This window comes from Steroidobacter sp. (assembly GCF_016790065.1).
Taxonomy (GTDB): domain Bacteria; phylum Pseudomonadota; class Gammaproteobacteria; order Steroidobacterales; family Steroidobacteraceae; genus Steroidobacter.
The window spans coordinates 1-20,623 of the sequence record NZ_JAEUPY010000490.1; the positions used below are offsets into that span (position 1 = coordinate 1).

Here is a 20,623-nt window from a genome sequence, read left to right on the forward strand (position 1 = left end):
CAGTTCTGACCTTGAGTCGCAGGGGGCTGCGGCCCCCGCGACTGTGACTATATGGAAGGGGCCTCTGGCCCCTTCCGAGCAGAGAGAAGGTAATGGCTCAGACTTTGCGATCGACTCAGGATTATCGAGCGTTGGATGTGGCTCACCACGTCCATCCCTTCACCGACCAGAAAGCTCTGGCCGGCAAAGGCGTGCGGGTCATCACTCGTGCCGAAGGCGCGTATGTGTGGGACAGCGACGGCAACAAGATCCTGGACGGCATGGCCGGGCTGTGGTGCGTCAATGTCGGTTATGGTCGCAAGGAACTGGTGGATGCGGCGACTCAGCAGTTGCAGACGCTGCCGTACTACAACAGCTTCTTCCAAACTGCGACGCCGTCGCAGATCGAGTTGGGCAAGGTGTTGGCGGAAGTCACGCCGGCCGGCTTGAAGCATTTTTTCTATACCAACTCGGGCTCGGAGGCGAACGACACCGTCATTCGGCTCGCGCGTCACTACTGGCGTGTCAAAGGCAAACCGACCAAGCGCACTTTCATCGCACGCACGTTGGGCTATCACGGCAGCACGCTCGCTGCGGTGAGTCTCGGCGGCATGGCTCACATGCATGCGCTCGATGGCGAGTTGTTGCCAGGCTTCGTGCAGATTCCGCATCACCACTACTACACGCAGGGTGGCGGGCTGAGCTTGGAAGAGTACGGCCTGAAAGCCGCACGCTTGCTGGAAGACAAGATTCTGGAGCTGGGTGCCGACAATGTCGCGGCCTTCATCGGTGAGCCGGTGATGGGCGCGGGCGGCGTGTATGACCCGCCGCCGGGTTATTGGGCCGAGATTCAGCGCATCTGTCGCAAGTACGAGGTGCTGGTGGTGGCCGACGAAGTGATTTGCGGTTTCGGTCGCACCGGGCAATGGTTCGGGTCACAGACTTACGGTATCGATCCGGATCTGATGCCCATGGCCAAGGGCTTGTCGTCGGGCTATCTGCCGATTGCCGGCGTCGCGATTCATGATCGCATCTGGAAAGAAATCAACGAAGGCGGCGCGCTCGCCCACGGTTACACGTACTCGGGTCATCCGGCGTCGTGTGCTGTGGCAATCGCGAACATTCAGTTGCTGCGTGCTGAAGGTTTGGTCGAGCGTACGCGCGATGAGATTGCGCCGTACTTCCGCAAGTCGTTGCAGGAGTTGGCGTCGCATCCCATCGTCGGCGAGATTCGCGGCGTCGGTTTGATCGCCGCTATTCAGCTGGTGAAGGACAAGCAGAGCCGCGAGATTTTTACGGCGCAGGACGATGCGGCGAATTTCTGCCGCGACACCGCCGCGAACCATGGGCTCATCATGCGAGCCGTGTATCAAGCGATGGTGCTGAGCCCGCCGCTCATCATCACCCGAGCGCAGGTCGATGAATTGATCGAGAAGGCGCGCAAGGCGCTGGACGAGACTGCGAAAAAGTTTGGCCTGGGGTAATGCCACTGACGGGCGCGGTGCGAACTGCGCCCGTTTTTTAGTCCTTGCCGGCCTTGAGATGCGGATGCTGTTTCTTCAGGGTGGTCAGCATCCATTGCCGGAACTTGCGAATCACCGGCGAATCCCAGCGCTTCTCACGCGCGATGAAGTGATAAATACCGATGGCCTGCGGCTGGAAGGCCGGTTTGCCTTCGCCCACATCCACCAAGCGTCCGCTGAGCAGGTCGTCCGCCGCGATCACATAGTTGGTCAGTGAGATGCCGCGGCCGTGGCGGGCTGCATCCAGCGTCAAGTGGCCTTGCCACAAGCGCGTGCCGCTCAGCTCCACGTCTTCATGAATGCCATGAAAGCTCAGCCAATTGCGCCAGCGGTTGAAATTTTCTTCGTGCAACAGCTGATGGGCCAATAGATCGCGCGGTTCGTTGATCGGGCTGGAGCGGGTCAGATAGTCGCGATTGGCCACCGCCAGCACCGGCGAATGCACGATCTCGGCACTGCGTAGTTCAGCTGCCAGCTCGACGCGATCCGCATACGGTGCCACGAAGCGGATTTCCACATCGGTGTGATGGGCCAGCACGTCGGGCAGGCGGTCCAGCGGCCGTACTTCGATATCGACGCCCGGATTGGCCTGCTCGAATTCCCCCAGCCGCGATGACAGCCACAGCAACGCGAAGCCCGGCATGCAGCGAATATGTAACCTATGATCGTCGCCGCGCTTCATCAAATCCACGGTGGCGCCGGCGATCAAGTCGATGGCGGTGGCCACCTGCTTGTGATAACGAATGCCGTCCTCGGTCAGCACTGCGCCGCCTGGGGTTCGTTGAATCAGCTTGGTGCCGGTCCAATCTTCGATGGCGCGTAAATGCCGGCTGACCACGGCGTGGTCACGGCATAAATACTGCGCGGCCTTGCGAACGCCCCCGAGACGCGCCACTGCATCGAAGGCCCGTAACGCCTCAAAAGGCGGCAGCGCCTTGCGTGAGGGCAGAGTCGCGGCCGGCTGGTGTGCGATTTTTTCCTCACTCATCAGTGCATTCTGACTGGAAAGGGAACGGGATTGTGTCATGAGCGGTGCTAAAACGGCACCAAAGGGGCTGGCTTTGGCACTTCTAACCGGTTCGCCGAGGCTGACACCATCAATGTGATTCTTAGGGGATTACCGTTCCATCGCGAAGGGTAGGGGTGCCATTGAATACCATCGCCGAGACCGGCCAGCACGTCGCGCCGGTCGCCAGCAGTGCCGAATTTTTCGGCCATCCACGCGGCCTGGCCTACATCGCGTTCACCGAAGCGTGGGAGCGATTCTCCTTTTACGGCATGCAGGCGCTGCTGGTGCTGTACATGTCTGGCTATCTGCTGAATCCCGGAGTCATCGAGCAGGTGGCGGGTTTCGCCGGGTTGCGGGTCGCCATCGAGTCGGTGTTCGGCACGCTCTCCACGCAAGCGCTGGCGGCACAGATTTTCGGGCTGTACATCGGCCTGGTTTATTTCGTTCCCATTTTCGGCGGACTGCTCGGCGACCGGGTCATCGGCCGCAAGCGCGCAGTATTGATCGGCGCGGCCGCCATGGCGGTGGGACATTTCTTGATGGCCTTCGAAGCGGCGTTCCTGCCGGCGCTGGCGGCGCTGATCGTCGGTTCGGGATTGTTGAAAGGCAATCTCGCGGCTCAAGTCGGCGCGCTGTATGCGAAGGACGATCGGCGCCGTGACAGCGCTTACACGGCGTACTGCACAGCTATCAATGTCGGCGCGTTCGTGGCGCCACTGGTTTGCGGCACGCTCGGTGAGTTTTACGGTTGGCACTATGGCTTCGGCGCCGCCGGCATCGGCATGTTGGTCGGCATCGTCATTTATTTGTCAGGCACGAAATATTTGCCGGCCGACAGTCTGAATACGGTGGCGGCTGCGGATCGACCGCGCTTGCAGCCGGGCGATGTGCGCAAAGTCATCGTGATCCTGGTGTTGCTCGCCATCACTGCACTGTTCTGGACCGTGCAGACCCAAGTGTGGAATACCTATCCGGTGTGGTTGCGCGATCAGGTCGATCGTTCCTTGCCGTTCGGGTTGATGCTGCCGGTGACCTGGTTTCAGGCGCTGGATTCACTCACGGTATTGTTGTTCGCACCGTTGGTGATGTTGTTGTGGCGGCGACAGGCGCAGCGCGCCGCCGAGCCCAGCGACCTGGTCAAGATTGCGCTCGGTTGTGGTTTCTTCGCGATTGCCTGTTTGCTGTTGAGCGTGGGCCAGTGGCTATCGCCCGCGAAGGCGGTGCCGGTGTATTGGCCGGTCGCATTCCATTTCGTTTGTGCCGCGTCGTATTTGTATGTCGCGCCCATCGCGCTGGCGCTGGTGTCGCGCGCGGCGCCGGTCGCCGTGAACGCCATGATGGTGGGCTCGTACTATCTCGGCCTGTTCGTCGGTGGCATCGCCAGCGGTTGGCTGGCTCGCTTCTATGAACCGCTCGGCCCGGCGGTGTTCTGGCTGATTCACGTGGGCGTCGCGGTGCTCGGTTCCTTGAGCGTGCTCGCGCTGCGAGGAATGTTTGTCCGCGTGCTCGAGCTGGACACCAAGCCGGCCGGTTAGTCGAACGGTAGCGGCTGCAAGTCCGGGTCGACCCAGGCCCGGCGTGCTACGACTGAGAACAACACCGGTTTGGACCAATATTCCAAGAGCCAGCCGGAGCGCCCGTAGGGGCTGGCGAGCAATTCGTTCAAAATTTCGTGCAACGGCCGGTCAGGCCATTTCGCCAACCAGGCGCGCGCGGCTCGCAACGAAGCCAACGTAATCGTTTGGTGATACCCGGCCGAATCGGTGTTCTGCACCCCAGTGGCCAGGTTGTAAGCACGAATCAATGGCGGCAGGTCGCGCTCGGCATCCATGTCGGGCTGGCGCAGGATCCAGAGCGCGGCGGCGAAGTGCGCTGCGTGGGTCCATTCGGGTTTGGGCAGAGTGCGAGCGATGACGCCGGTGGCGATGCGCTCGATCTCACTGTCGGAGTGGTAATGAATCATGGGTTAACCATGATCGTACTGGTGACCGAGCTCGCTGGCGACCGCGCAGCTTAATCCAGGATGTATTAAAACTTTGTAACCAAGTGTACCGCCAACCCGGAAGAACCGGCGCCGGCGGCACAGGAAACATCGGGGCGCAAGCGCCCCGAATGTTTACAAAACCCTACTAGTCCAATTAGCGACGGGCTTTCTTCTTCGACGAGCGCAGCGACAGGCCGAGCTTGTGGATGCGCTGGCGGACGGCCGCCTCGGTGCGCTTCAGCTTGGTGGCGATGGCGCGGGCCGGGGTCTGATCCTTGATCAGAGCCTTCATTTCGCGATCGTTCTGGCTGGTCCAACGGACGCGCGAAGTGGCCTTCGAGCTCTTTTTCTTAGCAGGAGTCTTGGAGCGTTTTGCTTTAGTTGCCATGGTTAGTCCTCGGGGTAACGCCGCTTGAAATCCGCGGCCGCAGCGACAAGTTCCGCGGTAGTGAACTCATCTGGGCAATTGCTTGAAAAGATACTGACGTATCGGTTCGAGCAACTGGCGACCGCATGGTGAAAGCTAAGAATCGGTTCTGGAACGTGGGCTCGGCGGTGAGTGACTGGGCGCTTAGGCTCGGATCACGAGCGAGCTGAGTTGTAACTGCGTGGGCGGCTAGTTGCTCGCTTGCGTGTCAAATCCGGGACTCCGTTAGAACCAGGGGCGGCCTGTGCCAATGATACTTATGACGTGCGCATCGTATCAAAAGAGCGCGGCCTCGTTGCAGATACATTCAAGCTGGAGCGGCTCGGCGCATGAATGTATCGAAGGCGGCTTTACTACAGAAATATTCCCTCCAGGGCAAGCATCTAAACTGATTTATACATGGCGAGCGGTAGCAAATGACGCGTTTCGCGGGGCTCGGCTTGTGAGTGTGCTGTGATTTTTTGCGCAGGTCGCTGCCCGAGGAGCTAATTCGGGCGGTCGAACCGGTAAAAATGCAAAAGGAATGTCGCGCGCTGGGCCGGCCTATTCAGCTGCTTCAGCTTGCTGGCGCGCCGCTGTGGGGCGCTGCTCCGGCCGCGCGATGTGTCATTTGATGCAAAGCATTTGGAAAATGCGGCCGGCAATGGGCCGGGGCGACGATGAGATTGCAACGGTGCGAGCAGTGTTGGCACCGTCAGACATTTCGCACCTCCTAGCTCAAGGCGCGCTCAGTGGCAATCGTTAGCACCACGCTATTCGGCCCGAGCTGCTGGGTTTCTCTCAGCTCGCGTCGCGAGCAGATGTGCAGTAGGGCTGCGACGCCGGCGGCGCCGGACGCTGTCGTGTGCGGGCCGCCGAAGTGGCGAAGTTCGGTTACAGTTTTTAACAACTCCGCGTCGGGAACGCCGACACAGCTGACGGCATGTTTCTGCAGGATACGAAGCGCCGGCGAGGAAGCGACGCCACAAGCCAACATTTCGGCGGCCGTATGTAAATCTCCGGGCAGCAGCGTTGCTCGACCGAGCGACAGAGCGGCAGCAACGCACGCTGCCGCCTCCGGCTCGACCACAATGAACTTTTTCGGTTCACGCAGGGTCGCTTGCAGGCCATCGATCATGGCTGCGGCCAGCCCGCCGACACCGGCTTGGACCAACAGATGGGTCGGCTGTTCGCGCCACTGCTGACGCAATTGCAGGTCGAGTTCTTGCGCCAACAATCCATAGCCGGCCATCACATCATTGACCACGGGTGAGTTGGGATCGCTGGCGGTATCGGGAATCAGCAAGCCATCGCCATGTTCTGCCGCGGCTTCGGCGGCGAGCACCGCATCGTCATAGGTGCCGTCGATACGAACGATGTTTGCGCCTTGCGCTTCGATGCGAGCGACACGTACTGCGCCGACTTCTCTCGGCAGATACACGATGGCCTGGGTGCCAACCTTGTTGGCCGCTGCTGCCACAGACAAGCCATGATTGCCTTCGCTCGCGCAGATCAATCTCGGCAGGGATTTCACACGCTGGCCCGAAACGAGTTCACGAGGATCGCCAATGCCGCTGGCTCTCGCCAAAGCGCGAATGCCGGCGATCATGCCGCCGAGTGCTTTGAAGCTGCCGAGCGGTCGTTCTGCTTCGACCTTGACGAACACGCGAGCGACGCCTGCTGCGCGTGCCAGCGCTGGCAATTCAATCAGTGGCGTGGGTTGTGCCTGCGGCCAAAGGTGAGTCCACAGAGCGTGCAGATCGGCATGATTGGCTGTGTTCATGCGCTCAGTATCGCCGCCCAGCCGTGCCGTTGAACTGCAAAAATGCGCTCGCGTGTGCGGCCAAACCGCTCATTGATCGTCGAGCGGCACCGGAATGGTCAGACCTTGCTTGACCAGGCCCAACACCACATTGGTGGTGAAGCGCCGCACGTTGGGATTGTCTTCGATCAATTGCGACATCATGGCGTCGAATGATTCGGTGTCGCGGGCCGTGACGACGATGACGAAGTCGGTCTCGCCGGTGACATAGAACACTTGCTGAATCTCGGCGCGCTGGGTCAGCCATTCGCGTAGCTGCGCCAACAACTCCGGCCGCTCACGTTCTACTTCCAACGACACTACGAAGAAGGTCGGCCGGCCGACGGCACGCGGATCGAGCACGGCGGCGTCACGCACGATCACGCCTTGTTCTCGCATTCGTTTCAGGCGTCGCTGAATGGCCGACGGCGACAAGCCGACATGCTCGGCCAGCTGATCGGCCGTCTGCGAGGCGTCTTGCTGTACCAGATTGAGCAATTGGCGGTCGAAGCGATCCAGATCCATGTCGCATCTTGCCACGCCTTGTGGGACACGACGCACGATTGCAAGTTTTGGCAGGCGGGGTGTCGGTTCGAGCCGGCCCGGCGCGTCCTTGGTGCAGAAAGTTGACACAGGTTCGGCACCTGGGACGGTCTCAGGCGTTTGCTCCTGGTCCCTTCGTTTCAAGGAGACGCATATGGCCCAAGCCCAATCTTCGACGCCCTTGCTGGTGCCCGCCAAAGAGCTGGCAGCCAAGAACACCAACAGCTTTCCCAACGAAAGCGCCGAGTACCGTCGAGCGCGTAACGCGTTGCTCGCCGAAGAGATCGAGTTGCGCCGTCATCTGGAGCGAGTGGCGGAGATGCGCCGCGGGCTGCCGCCGGGTGGCGAAGTCAAAAAGCAGTATCGATTCCAGGGCGAGCAAGGCCCGGTCAATTTCGCCGACTTGTTCGGCGATAAACAGACCTTGGTGATCTACAGCTACATGTACGGCCCGCAACGGGAGCGGCCGTGCCCCATGTGTACCTCGTTGCTGAGTTCATGGGACGGCGAAGCTCAGGACATCGAGCAGAACGTCGCGCTCGCGGTGGTGGCGCAGTCGCCCATCGAGCGCTTGGTGGCGTTCAAGAAAGAACGCGGCTGGCGCAACCTCAAGCTGTACTCAGATACGAGTCGTGACTACAGCAAGGACTATTACGCGATCACGCCCGAGTTCGAGGACAGCGCGGCGTTCAACGTGTTCACCCGTCGCGACGGCACGATTCGGCACTTCTGGGCAGGAGAAATGGGCTTCGAGCAAGCCGATCCCGGTCAGGATCCGCGAGGCGCTCCAGATCTGATGCCGCTGTGGACCGTGCTCGACTGCACGCCGGAAGGTCGCAAGTCGGATTGGTATCCGAGTCTGGAATACCCGCGCTGAGCCGATTGCCATGACCTGGAGCCGGAGTTCGGGCAGCCCTGCCCGAACTCCGGTAGCGCCCAACCAAGCGCTGCTGTTACAACGCAGTCATGCCGGCGCGCGTCAAAGACCGAATCAGTTTGCTGGGTTTTGGCGGTGCCGCCATCGGCAACCTGTACCGTGCGATTCCTGAGTCCATGGCCTTCGCCAGCGTCGCAGCGGCCTTGGCCGAGGGCGTTCTCTATATGGATACCGCGCCTCACTATGGTTTCGGCCTCAGCGAACAACGGCTGGGCGCAGCGCTGGCTGAACTCGATCCGGAGCGGCGCGTGGTGGTCTCGACCAAAGTGGGCCGACGCCTCGAGCCGCGCCCCGACGCAGATCTGACTCGAGTACGGCAGGGCTTCGTCTCGCCCGAGCCGTATGAAAGCGTGTTCGATTACAGCTACGACGCGGTCATGCGTTCCTATGAAGGCAGTCGCGCTCGCCTGCGACGGGACATCGATGTGCTCTATGTGCATGACCTGGGTCGGCGCGCACATGGTGAGCGACATCCCCATTTGTTTGCCGAGTTCATGGACGGTGGTTACAAAGCATTACGTCAACTGCGTGATGGCGGCGCCGTTCAAGCCATCGGTCTGGGCGTGAACGAGTGGGAAGTGTGTGAAGACGCACTGGCTCACGGCGACTTCGACATCATGCTGCTCGCTGGTCGCTACACATTGTTGGAACAAACCGCACTCACTAGCTTCCTGCCGCTGTGCCAGCAGCGAAAAGTCGGCATCGTGGTCGGCGGTCCGTACAATTCCGGCATTCTGGCCCACGACGGACGGTATGGGATGCGGCGGCAAGCGCCTTTGATGTACGAGTATCAGCCGGCTCCGCCGGAGATCGTTGCGCGCGTCGCCGCGTTGGAAGCCGTTTGCCAGCGCCATGGAGTGCCATTGGCCTCGGCCGCGTTGCAATTCCCGTTGGCGCATCCGCAGGTCCTTTCGGTGATTCCAGGCATGGGTAATCCAGATGAGGTGCGTGGCGCGAAGGAGTGGTTGACGCTGCCCATTCCCGCGACCTTCTGGGCCGAGTTGCGCGCACAAGGTTTGGTTCACCCCGATGCTCCGCTGCCGGAGACTGCATGATTCTCGCTTCGAGCAAAGATATGTCCCGCCCCAGTTTGTTGATCACGCGTCGTTTGCCGGCTGCGGTGTTGGAGCGCTTGCGTGCCAGCTATGAAGTGACCGTGAATCCCGACGACCGTCCGCTCAGCCGCGATACGTTGCTGTCGGCATTGCGCACTTACGATGCGTTGTCGCCGACCATCACCGACAAACTCGACGCGTCACTGTTGCTGAGTGAAGGTTTGAAGGTCCGCATCCTGGCCAACTTTGGCGCTGGCTTCGAGCACATCGATCTGGCTGCGGCGAAGAGCGCGAATGTGGTGGTGACCAACACGCCGGACGCGCTCACCGATGCCACGGCGGAGCTGACGATACTGTTGATCCTGATGGCCAGTCGGCGTGCCGGCGAGGGCGAACGAGTGCTTCGTAACGGCAAGTGGACCGGCTGGGCACCGACTCAATTGCTGGGCATGGATGTGAAAGGAAAAACATTAGGCCTGGTCGGCTTCGGACGCATCGCCAAGGAAGCGGCGCGTCGAGCTCGGGCTGCACTCGGCATGCGAATCGCGTATCACTCGCGCAGTCGGGCCAGCACCGAAGAAGAAAGCGCGTTGGAGGCCGAGCATCACACGACGCTGGATAGCTTGTTGGCGGCGTCGGACGTCGTGTCGTTACATTGCCCAGGCGGCGCGGCTACGCGCCACTTGATCAACTCGCAAACACTGGCGCAAATGAAGTCGACCGCCATTCTCATCAACACTGCACGCGGCAGTGTGGTGGACGAGGACGCGTTGGCAATGGCGCTGGCGCAACGTCAGATCGCTGCGGCTGGTTTGGATGTGTACGAGCGCGAGCCGGCCGTGTCGGCGGCTCTGCAAGAGCTGGAAAACGCGGTACTATTGCCGCATCTCGGAAGTGCAACGCTGGAAGCTCGTACTGCCATGGGCATGCAAATGGCCGACAATCTGGACCACTTTTTCGCCGGTCGAACGCCGCCCAACCGTGTTGCCTGAAAACATTTCCGCTGCGGACATCATTGAACAGGCCATCCGGGCTCGACTGACAGCTCGAGCCAAGCGCCCGTTAGTCGTGGGCGTGTGTGGTAGTCAGGGCAGTGGCAAGAGCACGGTCTGCAAGACACTGGCCGAGCGCTTCACGCAGGCCGGCTGCAAAGTGGCGAATCTGTCTATCGATGATTTGTATTTGCCACTCGCGGACCGAGAGAAGCTCGCGAAGCACGTGCATCCGCTGTTAGGGACACGCGGTGTGCCGGGTACGCACGACACCAAGCTCGGCGTACACACGTTGCATGCTCTAGCGCACGGCGGCCCAGTGCCGTTGCCCCGTTTCGACAAGGCTCGCGATGACCGTCGCCCCAAGGAAGAGTGGGATGTCGTCGAAGGTCCGGTGGACCTGGTATTGCTCGAAGGCTGGTGTGTCGGCACGCGTCCGCAAACGCTCGGGGCGCTGGATCAACCGGTGAATCAACTCGAAGCCAATGAAGATGTCGGCGGCCGCTGGCGCCGCTATGTGAACGATGCGCTGGCCAGCGAGTATCAAAGCCTGTTCGCCAAATTCGATGTGCTGGTGCTGCTGGCCGCGCCGTCGTTCGATGTGGTGTTGAAGTGGCGCACTCAGCAAGAGCATGAGCTGCGCGCAAAATCGGCCGGCCGCGGTTCAAAAGTGATGAGCGATGCCGAGATCGCGCGTTTCATCCAACACTACGAACGGCTGACTCGCCACACACTGATCGAGATGCCGGGTCGCGCCGATCTGGTGATTCGTTTGTCGCCCGAGCGAACCGTGCTCGGGCACGTCGCGAACCCTGTCTAGCATGCGGTGATTTCCGGAGGCCGATTCGCGACTATTGGGAGGGACCCATGTCGAGGCTGGCGAACAAAACTGCACTGGTTACTGCTGCCGCTCAGGGCATCGGTCGCGCCACCGCTGAGCTGTTCGCTCGAGAAGGTGCGCGGGTCATTGCCACCGATATCGATGCGGGCAAGTTGGCCGAGCTGCAAGGTTGCGAGATCAAGCGCCTGGATGTGCGGGATCCGGCCGCGATCATTGCGCTGGCTGCAGAGATCGGCAAGGTCGACGTGATTTTCAACTGCGCGGGCTTCGTTCACACCGGCACCATCCTGGAATGTGACGACAACGCGTGGGCCACGTCGGTGGATCTGAACCTGACGCCCATGTATCGAATCATTCGCGCCTTCCTGCCGAAGATGCTGGATGCTGGCGGCGGTTCCATCATCAACATGTCGTCGATCGCCGGCTTCAAGGCGGTACCGAATCGGTTCGCTTACATGGCGACCAAAGCCGCCATCGTCGGTTTGACCAAGTCGGTCGCGGTGGATTTCATCAGCCGCGGCATTCGTTGTAACGCGATCTGCCCGGGCACGGTCGATACGCCGTCGCTCCATCAGCGCATGGCGGCTACCGGTGACCACGAAGCCGCGCGTAAAGCGTTCATCGCACGCCAGCCCATGGGCCGGCTCGGCACGGCGGAAGAGATCGCGTTGCTGGCGCTGTATCTGGCGAGCGATGACTCCGCCTTCGTGACCGGCCAGACGCACACCATCGACGGCGGCTGGACTGCCTAGACGGCCTGCCGGTCCCCAACTTTCAACGAGTGAGTTTATGAAACTACTTCGCTTCGGCCCGCTGGGCCAGGAAAAACCCGGGCTGCTGGACGCCAGCGGCAAGATTCGCGATCTGAGCGGCGTCGTGACCGACATCGCCGGTGACACGTTGACGCCCGCAGGTCTCGACAAACTCGCGGCGCTCGACCCATCGACGCTGCCGGTGGTGGGTGAGGGTGTGCGCCTCGGCGCCTGCGTTGGCCGCATCGGTAAGTTCATTTGTATCGGTTTGAACTTTTCCGATCATGCGGCGGAGTCGAATCTGGCCCTGCCGGCCGAGCCGGTGGTGTTCGGTAAGTGGACCAGTGCCGTGGTCGGGCCGAATGACGCCATCGAAATTCCTCGCGGCTCGCTCAAGACCGATTGGGAAGTGGAACTCGGTGTGGTCATCGGCAAAGGCGGTCGTTACATCGATGAGTCCGACGCGCTGTCGCATGTCGCCGGCTACTGCGTGATCAACGACGTGTCCGAACGTGAGTATCAACTCGAGCGCGGCGGCACTTGGGATAAAGGCAAAGGCTGCGACACCTTCGGCCCCACCGGCCCGTGGCTGGTGACTAAAGACGAAGTGCCCGATCCGCATTCGTTGGGCATGTGGCTGGAAGTGGACGGCAAGCGCTATCAGAACGGTAACAGCACCAACATGGTGTTTCGTATTCCGTTCTTGATCAGTTATCTCAGCGGCATGATGAGTTTGCAGCCCGGCGATGTGATTTCCACCGGCACGCCGGCTGGTGTCGGTTTGGGCCAGAAGCCGCCAGTGTATTTGCGTCCCGGCAATGTTGTGCGTCTGGGCATCGATAAACTCGGCGAACAGCGCCAGCAGGTCAAAGCCTACGGTGCCTGATGCGCGTCGATTCGCACATTCATTTCTGGCGCTACGATTCACAGGAATATCCGTGGATCAGCGCGGATATGCAGGGGCTGAAGCGCGACCTGCTGCCTGAGGATGTGCGCCCGCTGCTCGATGCGGCGGGCATCGATAGTTGTATCGCTGTGCAAGCCAGGGTTGCCGAGCGTGAAACTGACTTCCTGTTGGACCTCGCCGGGCAGTATCCGTGGGTGGCAGGAGTCATCGGCTGGGTGGATCTGTCCTCCGATTCGCTGGCTCAGCGGCTCGCAAGTTGGGCGAGCAATCGCAAGCTGATGGGCTTTCGCCACATTCTCCAAGGCGATCCGAATGCCGGTGAGCTGGTGGATAGCGCTGCGTTTCGACGCGGCGTCGCGTTGCTTCAAAGCCGACAGATGATTTATGAGCTACTGATTTTCGCCGATCAGCTGCCGGCAGTGACGGACTTCAGTCGGCGCAGCGACCAGCATTGGCTGGTGCTCGATCACTTGGGGAAGCCGAACATTCGCAATCGCCGGCTCGACTCGTGGCGCCGGGATCTCGCGCCGATCGCAGCGCTGCCGCATGTGGTTTGCAAACTGTCGGGGCTGGTGACGGAAGCCAACGATGCGAGTGGCAAGTTCGATGCGGCTCATCTGCGCGATTACCTCGATGTCGCACTGGAGATGTTCGGGCCGCAGCGGTTGCTGTTTGGGTCGGATTGGCCGGTGTGCTTGCTGGTGGCTTCGTACGCCGAAGCGGCCGACATCGTCGAGCGCTGGTCGGCGCAACTGTCAGCCTCGGATCGTGAGTGGATCTGGGGCAGTACGGCCGCCCGCATTTACGGCCTGACGCCGGCCGAGATTTCCAGCAGCGGCGATGCTTGAATGCATCGATTCAGCGTGCGAATCAAGGCAACTGGCGCAGGCCTTCGGCGCGTACCTTCCAGCCTTGTTTCGGGAATCCCGGCAAGTAGCCGAGTTCGCCATCCCAGCCCGCAGCCATCATTCCGACGGCGAGTAGCAGGCCACCGTTGGAGGGAAAGTAGGTTTCGGCGAGGCGGCGATAATTCGGGTCGGCGTTGGCGGCACCACCGGAGGCGGGTAGAAGATCCGCTGCATGTTCATTCAGATGAACCCGCGGTGTCATGCCGCTAACGCCGAACTGAAAATTCTTCGACTCGTGCAATAGAAAGTCTACCGCCTTCTCCGGTTCATGAAGACGCGCGGCCGTCATGGCCAGCAGCGGAAAATCCCATCCCCATGTTTGTCTCAAATCCCAGCTCGACTCCACCGCGCGCAAGGTTCGTCGCATGGTCTCCTTGTCGATACCGGTGCCGGGCAGTAGCCCGAGCGCGCCGAGAAACGAAGGATGATCCCGATTCCAGCATTCTTCCGAGGTCGCGCCGTTGGAGCACAAGGGGCTGCGTGCCTGTTCCCATTGCTGCGGAAAGGACTCAACCGCCAGATACAACCCATCTCGTTCCGGCAGCGGCGACAACTTCTCCAATACCCGATCCCACTCCGGCTTACGAGGCAGCTTCAATCGCTCGCGCCAGAGCTGCGCCGTGGCCAGGCCAAATCGAAAGTACTCCAGCTCGAACGTTGGATTGACTGTGCTCAACGGTGGAAACACTTCCTGCGCTGGAATCAGCGGCGGGCCCAGCACATAGCGGCCACGACCCTCGTCATAGTGAGCATATGAAGCGAGTAGCTCTGCCGTTTCGAATACCAGTTCTCGATACTCGGCCAAGGTCACCGGATTGGGGCGGTCGCGATAGATCAGCTCGGCGAGAAAAATGGGATGTGGCTGCTGCCACATCAAGAACGGCGTGATGGTGCTAGGACTCTCGCGACCCTCGGGTCCAACCATCTTCGGCCACCAAGCACCATTCAAACCGTGAGAGGCTGCTCGCGCCTTGGCTTGGGGCAAATGCTGGAGATACCAAGGCATGCTCCGTTCGAGCAGCTCGGTGCGACCCCACAAGGCGAAGTGCGCGGCATGCCACGGGTGCATCTCCAGATGGAACTTGCCGTTCCAACTGTTGGAGAACAGTCCCTCTTCCTGAGGCGGCAAAGTGCCCGCCGCGTTGAGTGCCATCAAGTACTGAGACAACACAACTCGACGCTCGAGTTCCTTGGCGCGTGGGTCGGTGCTGCCAGAAAAGTCGATCACACCGCCATTGTTCCAATGCGAGTCCCACGCTGCGATCACCGCCGAGCGCGACTCGGTCGCTGACGGTAGCGGCTGCGGATGACGTTCCGGAGAGAACAGCACGCTGAACTCGAACACACCGTCATCGTCTGTGGGCTGCACGCGAATAACATGCGGGCCAACCGACTCGAACGTCACGTCTTCATCGCTAGCGGCTTCAACAAAATAGTTCGCGTCATCGAGTCGTCGTTGCACAGACAGCCGGCGCGAGGTCTTGCTGAGAATCTCAGTGACGTGACGTTCTGGATGCGTCCAATCCGCCGGATCGGGGTTGAGCTGCGCGGCCACGCCCGGAAACTTGAGATCGAGACCCAGCTGAGAACGCTTGAGTACGGGGGCTTTGATCCGGACCAGCAGCATGTCCAAGCGCGGATGCACGCTGGTTTCGATCTCCACCGGCTGGCCTTCGAATTGAAAGCGGCTGTGGAGCGTGCCGCTCCACAGGTCCAACGTTTGTGTCGGTGCCTGAAGGTCGGTGAACTTGGCTGGCTGACCCGTCTTAGACAACAGATGCAGGCCGACCCGACCTAGCGAGAATCGATGTGGATTCTCACGCAGCCATTGAATCTCCGGCCGCTTGGCTTCGGACCAATCTTTGAGCCAAGGATATTGTTGCTGCTGACCTCGGACATTCACCGGGACCAGGCTGTCTTCGTACTTGTAGCCCTGCGGATTCGGAAAGCTGTGCCAGGCCCACTGCGCTTGAGTGAGCAGCGGTGTCAGCGCCGAGTACTGTTCCTGAAACGTCTGCAAGCCTGTGATGTCGGCGGTGAATGCGATGTTGCCGTTGCCGACCATCAAGGGCGACGACGGGTCGACGCGCGTCAGCACGGGATTGTGCCGCTTCACCAGCGCCTCCCGGTCGATGCGAGTGTCTTCGACGCGTAGCCAATCGAAGTCCACCACACCGCTGCCATTCTTGTCGGCTGCATAGGTGAACAACGCCGGCCGAGCGCCTTTCCACCAGCTGAACATCAGCTTGGCTCGCGTGCCGAACGGCGCGAACGTTTTGCCGTCGTCCAGGCTGTAGGAGTAGCGAGCGAACTCGTCGTCGACATTCACTCGCAGCAGCAGCGAGTCGACGGCGATGACATCGCCAAGCGCGTCATTGCCTGCATAAGAGAAGGTGAGCTGCCGCTTCCCGGCCACCTGAGTCACGCCAAGCCAACTCGGTCGCTTGCCGAACATCGCAAGCCCGGCCTTCTGCCCATCGCGCATTCCCTTCACCGAGATGCGAGTTGTGATTTGCGACGAGCGGCCGTGTAGCACCTGAGTCAGTGTGTTCCGAGCGCTGACCAAGTTCGGTGCGGGCAGAGCCTTCAAGCGCAAAAAGCCGCGACGCTCGCTCAAGCTCCAGTGGGTATTGGCAGGGTTGTGATTCCACTCCCACTGCAGTCCCAGCTTCGGAGTAGAAAACTCATCCGACGTTTGCGGATACACGGGATCGAACTTGCCAGCGACATCAGGCACTGCATGTGTCAACACCGGTTGCCCATTCGGCGCGCCGGGTAACAGTTCGCCCATCACGGGCCAGCCATCCTCCCAACTCACCGGCTGCATATGAACGATGCGGCCGTAAGCGCCCGTGCTGTTGAAGTGTAAGAACCAACCTTGTCCCGACGGCGTTTCCACATAGCCGCCTTGATGAGGTCCTTGCACGGGCGTAGTGCCTTTAGACAGCACGGTGCGAATCTCATAAGGCCCATAGACGTCGCGCGAACGAAGCACCGCTTGCGGACCTTCGCCGACGCCACCGTAAGGCGCGAAGATGTAGTAGTACCCATCGCGCTTGAGCAGCTTCGGCCCCTCGAGAGTGGGTAACCGCTCTTTGTCTTCGACAATGACCTTGCCGGCATCCAGCACCTTGGTGCCGTCAGCGCTCATCTTGCGGAGGATCAGCGGCCCGGCGCCGACGCGCGAATGAACCAGATAGGCATTGCCGTCGTCATCCCAGAGCGGGCAGGGATCTTCCAAGTTCGGTTCGTCGATGACTTTGACTGGCGCACTCCACGGGCCAGTGGCGCGTGCGGCACTCGCCATGAATACGCCTTCCGTGGGCGTGGCGAAGTACACGTAGAAGCGGCCTTGGTGAAAACGAATCGAAGGTGCCCACACGCCGGCGGCGTAGCGATGGCCTATCTGGGTGTTGAATGGAATGCGCTCGGTGCTGTCGTCGAATTCCACCGGGCCGGGTAGATCGTAGTTGGCATCGAAGTCCAGGCGCGCCAATACGTGACTCACCAAGGTCCAGTGCACCAGATCCTTGGATTCGAGCACCGGCAGCCCGGGCGAGTAGTGAAAGGTCGAGGCCACCAGGTAATACCGGTCGCCGACGCGGATCGCATCCGGATCCGAGTAATCCGAGTGCAAGATCGGGTTGCGGTACGACCGCGGGGCCTCGGCGGCGCGAGCGCTCGCAGTTGCAGATACGAGCGCCGCGACCAGAACCAACGCAAACAGCTTCATATCGAACACAAACCCTGTGGCGGCATGACGGCCTATCGACTTGGGGGTGACCGTCACACCGCCACTTCGATCATAACGTCCGGACCGTCATGCCGATGAACATCTGCCGGCCATTGTAATCGTAGGTCGCAGGCCACGTGTTGGCGCGGATCTGCGCGCTGCCGACCACCGGCGGATCGTCGTCCAGCAGGTTGTTCACGCCGCCGAAGATCTCCACGGATTTGCCGACGTCGAACGAGAACGAGAAGTCCAGATAGTTGTAAGCCCTGAGTTTGGGATTCACCAAGTCCGCGTATGTCGGCGGCGTGGCCCCCGAACGTAGCGGCAGCAGATAGCGATCTACTGTCACATCGTCGATGTATCGATGCCGCAGGCTCAGGCTCAACGGGCCGTTGATCCAGGTGAAGCGAGTCACGCCCTTGAACTCGGGAATGGGCTCGCCGCAAGTGGTGCCATAGGAACCGACGCAACGGTTCTTCACGTTCGGGAACGCTTGCACAGGTGTGAGTGTGAACTCATCGGTGCGCGTCCAAGCCGTGCTGATGTTGAGTTCGCTGCCATTACCGAACAGGCCCCAGCCGAAGTCGAAGCCGTAACGCGCGATCAGGTCGAAGCCGGACGTTGCCAAGCCGCCGGTGTTGGCCTGACGAATCTCGGCGTAGAACGGCACGCTGATTTCGCCAGTCACCGGATTGCGGTTGATGGCCTGGCAGAACTCGCTGTTGATGTCTTGGATGATGTTGTAACAGAGGTTCAGCGTGTTGTTCAGGCCGCCGCCGAGCTGCGCGATCGCACCGTCGAGAGTGATGTCGAAGTAATCCAGCGTCACGGCCAGCTTCGGCAGTATCGATGGCGTGAGTACGACACCGAACGTGCGTGTGTCCGATTCCTCTTCGCCGACATTCGGGTTACCGCCGAACAATGCCGGGATGATGGTGTTCGGTTGTACGCCGCCGCCGAACACGGACGCCGCTGGAACCCCGCTGGCAATACACAGTGCGCGCACGGCATCGGTTCGGGCCGACGCAGGTTGCTTGTCGGAGCAAGGATCGGTGGCCGGCTCGACGCTTTGTCGCAGGCCGCCGAACAGGTCGGCGACATTCGGTGCGCGAATGGCGCGTTGGAACTGGCCGCGGAATGCCACGGTCTCGTTCAAGCGCCAGTCGAGGCCGTACAAATACGTCCACACGTCGCCGACGCCTTCGAGGTCGTAGTCGGAACGGCGGAACGCGGCGTTCGCGGCCAGGTTATCGACGAACGGCAGCCCGGTGAGTATCGGGATGCGTAACTCGCCAAAGACTTCCTTGGCCGTCACGTCGCCTTCGGTGGGCAAGCCGGGATTGAAGCCGACCACGTCACCCGAGCGCAGGAACTCATCCGGCACGAACTTGGATGAGGCATAGCGCCACTCGGCGCCGAAGGAAAACGCCAGCGGGCCGGCGGGCAAGTCGAACAACTGGCCGGACAACGTCGCGGCGGCGACCTGCAGCTCCGCTTCGGTCACGTTGGTGGCGCCGATGGAGATTGCATTGACCGCTGCTGGCGACAGATTCTGGCCGAAGATATTCAGCAACGGCGCAGCGCCGCCACTCGATAGCAAGCCGGCCTGGAAACGGCTACGAGAAACGTTGCCGGATTGACGGCTCGTTTCCTCGGTTCGCGCGAACGTGTAGTAAACATCGTAGGCGAGGCCGCTCAAGAAGTTCTCCGAGACATCGCCAATGTCGCCTCGCATGCCCAACGCCATGCGCCAGACATTGCGATCCGAAACGTTTTCTCGCAGGCCCACTTCGACGAGGCGCCGACCGACGTTGATCACGGCGAAACCATCGTTCGGGTTATTCACGCGCGAACTCGTGCCGGTGGTCACGGTGGTCGGTGCGGTTTCAGCGATGTCCAGCTGTCGTAGCACTTCCTGCATCTGAGTCGTCAGATACGGATTGTTGATGTTGAACAAGAACGGGCCGCCGATGTTGGTCGGTGCCAATTGTTGATCGACGCGGTTGTTGGAGAAGTGGAACTCCAGATAGCCGGTGGCTTTGTCGGTGAAGTCGAAATGACTGAACCCGTTCACCATCCAGCGCTCCTGCGGCACTTGCAGGTAGTTGTCAGGGCCGAGGTTGAAGTCATCTTGCGGTGTGAGTGCCGGACGCACCGTGCCGCCCGCGTTGTCGAAAGTGAAGCCGCGCGAGGTCATGCCGCCGAGACCTGCGGCTGCTAGCGCTGCATTCAAGCCAGGATTCGACGTGGCCGAGCCGGGCACGGGCACGCCGGTGAAGCGACCGTTAGGAATGTCGCCGCTGCCGCCGGCGATGAGACCAGGGACGCCACCCGCTGCGCGACACGTCGAACCCGACGGCACCGACACTGGCACACCGGGCTGATCGCGACTGGCCGACGCTGGTGTCACGCAACCATCGGACAGCGAGAAGAAAGCCCATTCGCCGCGTTCACCGCGAGAGATCGAGCCGCGATTGAGATAGTTCACGGAGATGACGGCGTTGCCGCGTCCGTCCGCGAAGTTGCCGCCGGCAGTCACGTCGATGTTGTAGGTCGGTGTGCTGGTCGGGCTGTCGTAACTGGTCTGCGCGGTCGCTTCGACGCCTTCGAAGTCGTCGCGCATGATGAAGTTCACGACGCCGGTGATGGCATCGGAGCCGTACACGGCCGAGGATCCGCCGGTCACGACTTCCGTGCGTTCGATCAACGCGGTGGGAATAGTATTGAGGTCAGTGACTTGCTCTGGACCGTAGATGGCGAAGCGACGGCCGTTGACGAGCACCAAGTTGCGTGACGCGCCGAAGCCGCGAAGGTTCACATCAGCGGTGCCGCCAGGCACGGTGTTCGCGCTCGCGCCGCCGTTGGTGGAGCCTACGAACTGAGGCGCGTCGCTCAGGATCTTTTCGACGTTGGCGGCGCCCGAGAGTTTTATATCTTCTACGCTGATGACACTGACCGGCGTCGAGGTGTCGAGTCCTTCGCGCGCGATTCTTGAACCTGTCACCAACACTTCTTCCACTTCCGTGCGCTGTAACTCTTGTGCCAGAGCCTGCACACCGAAGCTGGAACCCGCGATGACCGCACAGCCGAGCACAACCGCTCGATGGCGATGTTTATATCTGCTGACCATTCATAGCCCCCTATGAAAGAAATTTGTTCATCCAGCGCTCCCGTCTCCGTGAGCGGTTTTGAATCATTTTGATAGCCACCGGCTCATACCGGCCGCACTGTTACGCTCCCTTACGTGATATCG

16 protein-coding genes are annotated in these 20,623 nt (G+C 60.9%); 9 read left to right on the forward strand and 7 right to left on the reverse strand.

What is annotated here, in order from left to right:
• The first annotated feature begins 92 nt into the window (after positions 1-92).
• On the forward strand, positions 93-1,463 hold the full coding sequence (locus JNL55_RS20300; protein ID WP_293857959.1) for an aspartate aminotransferase family protein: 1,371 nt from the start codon (positions 93-95) through the stop codon (positions 1,461-1,463).
• 37 nt (positions 1,464-1,500) lie between these two features.
• Here JNL55_RS20300 and JNL55_RS20305 read toward each other — a convergent pair whose 3' ends face one another.
• The gene (locus JNL55_RS20305) at positions 1,501-2,490 is read right to left on the reverse strand and encodes a LysR substrate-binding domain-containing protein (RefSeq protein WP_293857962.1); all 990 of its coding nucleotides are present in this window, start codon (positions 2,488-2,490) and stop codon (positions 1,501-1,503) included.
• A gap of 161 nt (positions 2,491-2,651) precedes the next feature.
• Here JNL55_RS20305 and JNL55_RS20310 point away from each other — a divergent pair, with 161 nt between their 5' ends.
• Complete coding sequence (locus JNL55_RS20310) at positions 2,652-4,046, forward strand: peptide MFS transporter (RefSeq protein ID WP_293857965.1); 1,395 nt, start codon at positions 2,652-2,654, stop codon at positions 4,044-4,046.
• Here the strand turns inward: JNL55_RS20310 and JNL55_RS20315 are convergent.
• The 4 genes from JNL55_RS20315 to JNL55_RS20330 all read right to left on the reverse strand — a co-directional run bounded on the left by JNL55_RS20315 (position 4,043) and on the right by JNL55_RS20330 (position 7,227).
• Positions 4,043-4,474 (reverse strand): hypothetical protein, encoded by a 432-nt coding sequence (locus tag JNL55_RS20315; protein WP_293857968.1) that lies wholly within the window; start codon positions 4,472-4,474, stop codon positions 4,043-4,045. The genes JNL55_RS20310 and JNL55_RS20315 overlap by 4 nt on opposite strands.
• Before the next feature lie 175 nt (positions 4,475-4,649).
• Entirely contained in the window at positions 4,650-4,883 is a 234-nt protein-coding gene (locus JNL55_RS20320; protein ID WP_293857971.1) for a hypothetical protein, read from the reverse strand.
• A gap of 751 nt (positions 4,884-5,634) precedes the next feature.
• On the reverse strand, positions 5,635-6,684 hold the full coding sequence (locus JNL55_RS20325; protein ID WP_293857974.1) for a pyridoxal-phosphate dependent enzyme: 1,050 nt from the start codon (positions 6,682-6,684) through the stop codon (positions 5,635-5,637).
• A gap of 69 nt (positions 6,685-6,753) precedes the next feature.
• Complete coding sequence (locus JNL55_RS20330; protein WP_293857977.1) at positions 6,754-7,227, reverse strand: Lrp/AsnC family transcriptional regulator; 474 nt, start codon at positions 7,225-7,227, stop codon at positions 6,754-6,756.
• A gap of 172 nt (positions 7,228-7,399) precedes the next feature.
• Between JNL55_RS20330 and JNL55_RS20335 the strand changes: the two genes are divergently transcribed.
• The 7 genes from JNL55_RS20335 (at position 7,400) to JNL55_RS20365 (ending at position 13,577) form a co-directional block, all read left to right on the forward strand.
• Complete coding sequence (locus JNL55_RS20335) at positions 7,400-8,122, forward strand: DUF899 family protein (RefSeq protein WP_293857980.1); 723 nt, start codon at positions 7,400-7,402, stop codon at positions 8,120-8,122.
• 89 nt (positions 8,123-8,211) lie between these two features.
• Positions 8,212-9,237, forward strand: coding sequence for an aldo/keto reductase (locus JNL55_RS20340; RefSeq protein WP_293857983.1), 1,026 nt, complete (start codon positions 8,212-8,214; stop codon positions 9,235-9,237).
• Between the two features lie 20 nt (positions 9,238-9,257).
• On the forward strand, positions 9,258-10,229 hold the full coding sequence (locus JNL55_RS20345; RefSeq protein ID WP_293857986.1) for a 2-hydroxyacid dehydrogenase: 972 nt from the start codon (positions 9,258-9,260) through the stop codon (positions 10,227-10,229).
• Entirely contained in the window at positions 10,219-11,049 is an 831-nt protein-coding gene (locus JNL55_RS20350) for a kinase (RefSeq protein WP_415923123.1), read from the forward strand. The genes JNL55_RS20345 and JNL55_RS20350 overlap by 11 nt, the downstream gene beginning before the upstream one ends.
• A gap of 47 nt (positions 11,050-11,096) precedes the next feature.
• Positions 11,097-11,822: an SDR family oxidoreductase gene (locus JNL55_RS20355; RefSeq protein ID WP_293857992.1), complete on the forward strand. Its 726-nt coding sequence runs from the start codon at positions 11,097-11,099 to the stop codon at positions 11,820-11,822.
• Between the two features lie 37 nt (positions 11,823-11,859).
• Entirely contained in the window at positions 11,860-12,708 is an 849-nt protein-coding gene (locus JNL55_RS20360; protein WP_293857995.1) for a fumarylacetoacetate hydrolase family protein, read from the forward strand.
• A complete protein-coding gene (locus tag JNL55_RS20365; protein ID WP_293857998.1) occupies positions 12,708-13,577 on the forward strand; it encodes an amidohydrolase family protein in 870 nt (289 codons plus the stop codon). The genes JNL55_RS20360 and JNL55_RS20365 overlap by 1 nt, the downstream gene beginning before the upstream one ends.
• Before the next feature lie 22 nt (positions 13,578-13,599).
• Here the strand turns inward: JNL55_RS20365 and JNL55_RS20370 are convergent, their stop codons facing one another.
• Positions 13,600-17,427 (reverse strand): glycoside hydrolase 43 family protein, encoded by a 3,828-nt coding sequence (locus JNL55_RS20370; protein ID WP_293858001.1) that lies wholly within the window; start codon positions 17,425-17,427, stop codon positions 13,600-13,602.
• Positions 17,428-17,440: 13 nt separating this feature from the next.
• Positions 17,441-20,500: a TonB-dependent receptor domain-containing protein gene (locus tag JNL55_RS20375; RefSeq protein WP_293858004.1), complete on the reverse strand. Its 3,060-nt coding sequence runs from the start codon at positions 20,498-20,500 to the stop codon at positions 17,441-17,443.
• Between the last annotated feature and the right edge of the window lie 123 nt (positions 20,501-20,623).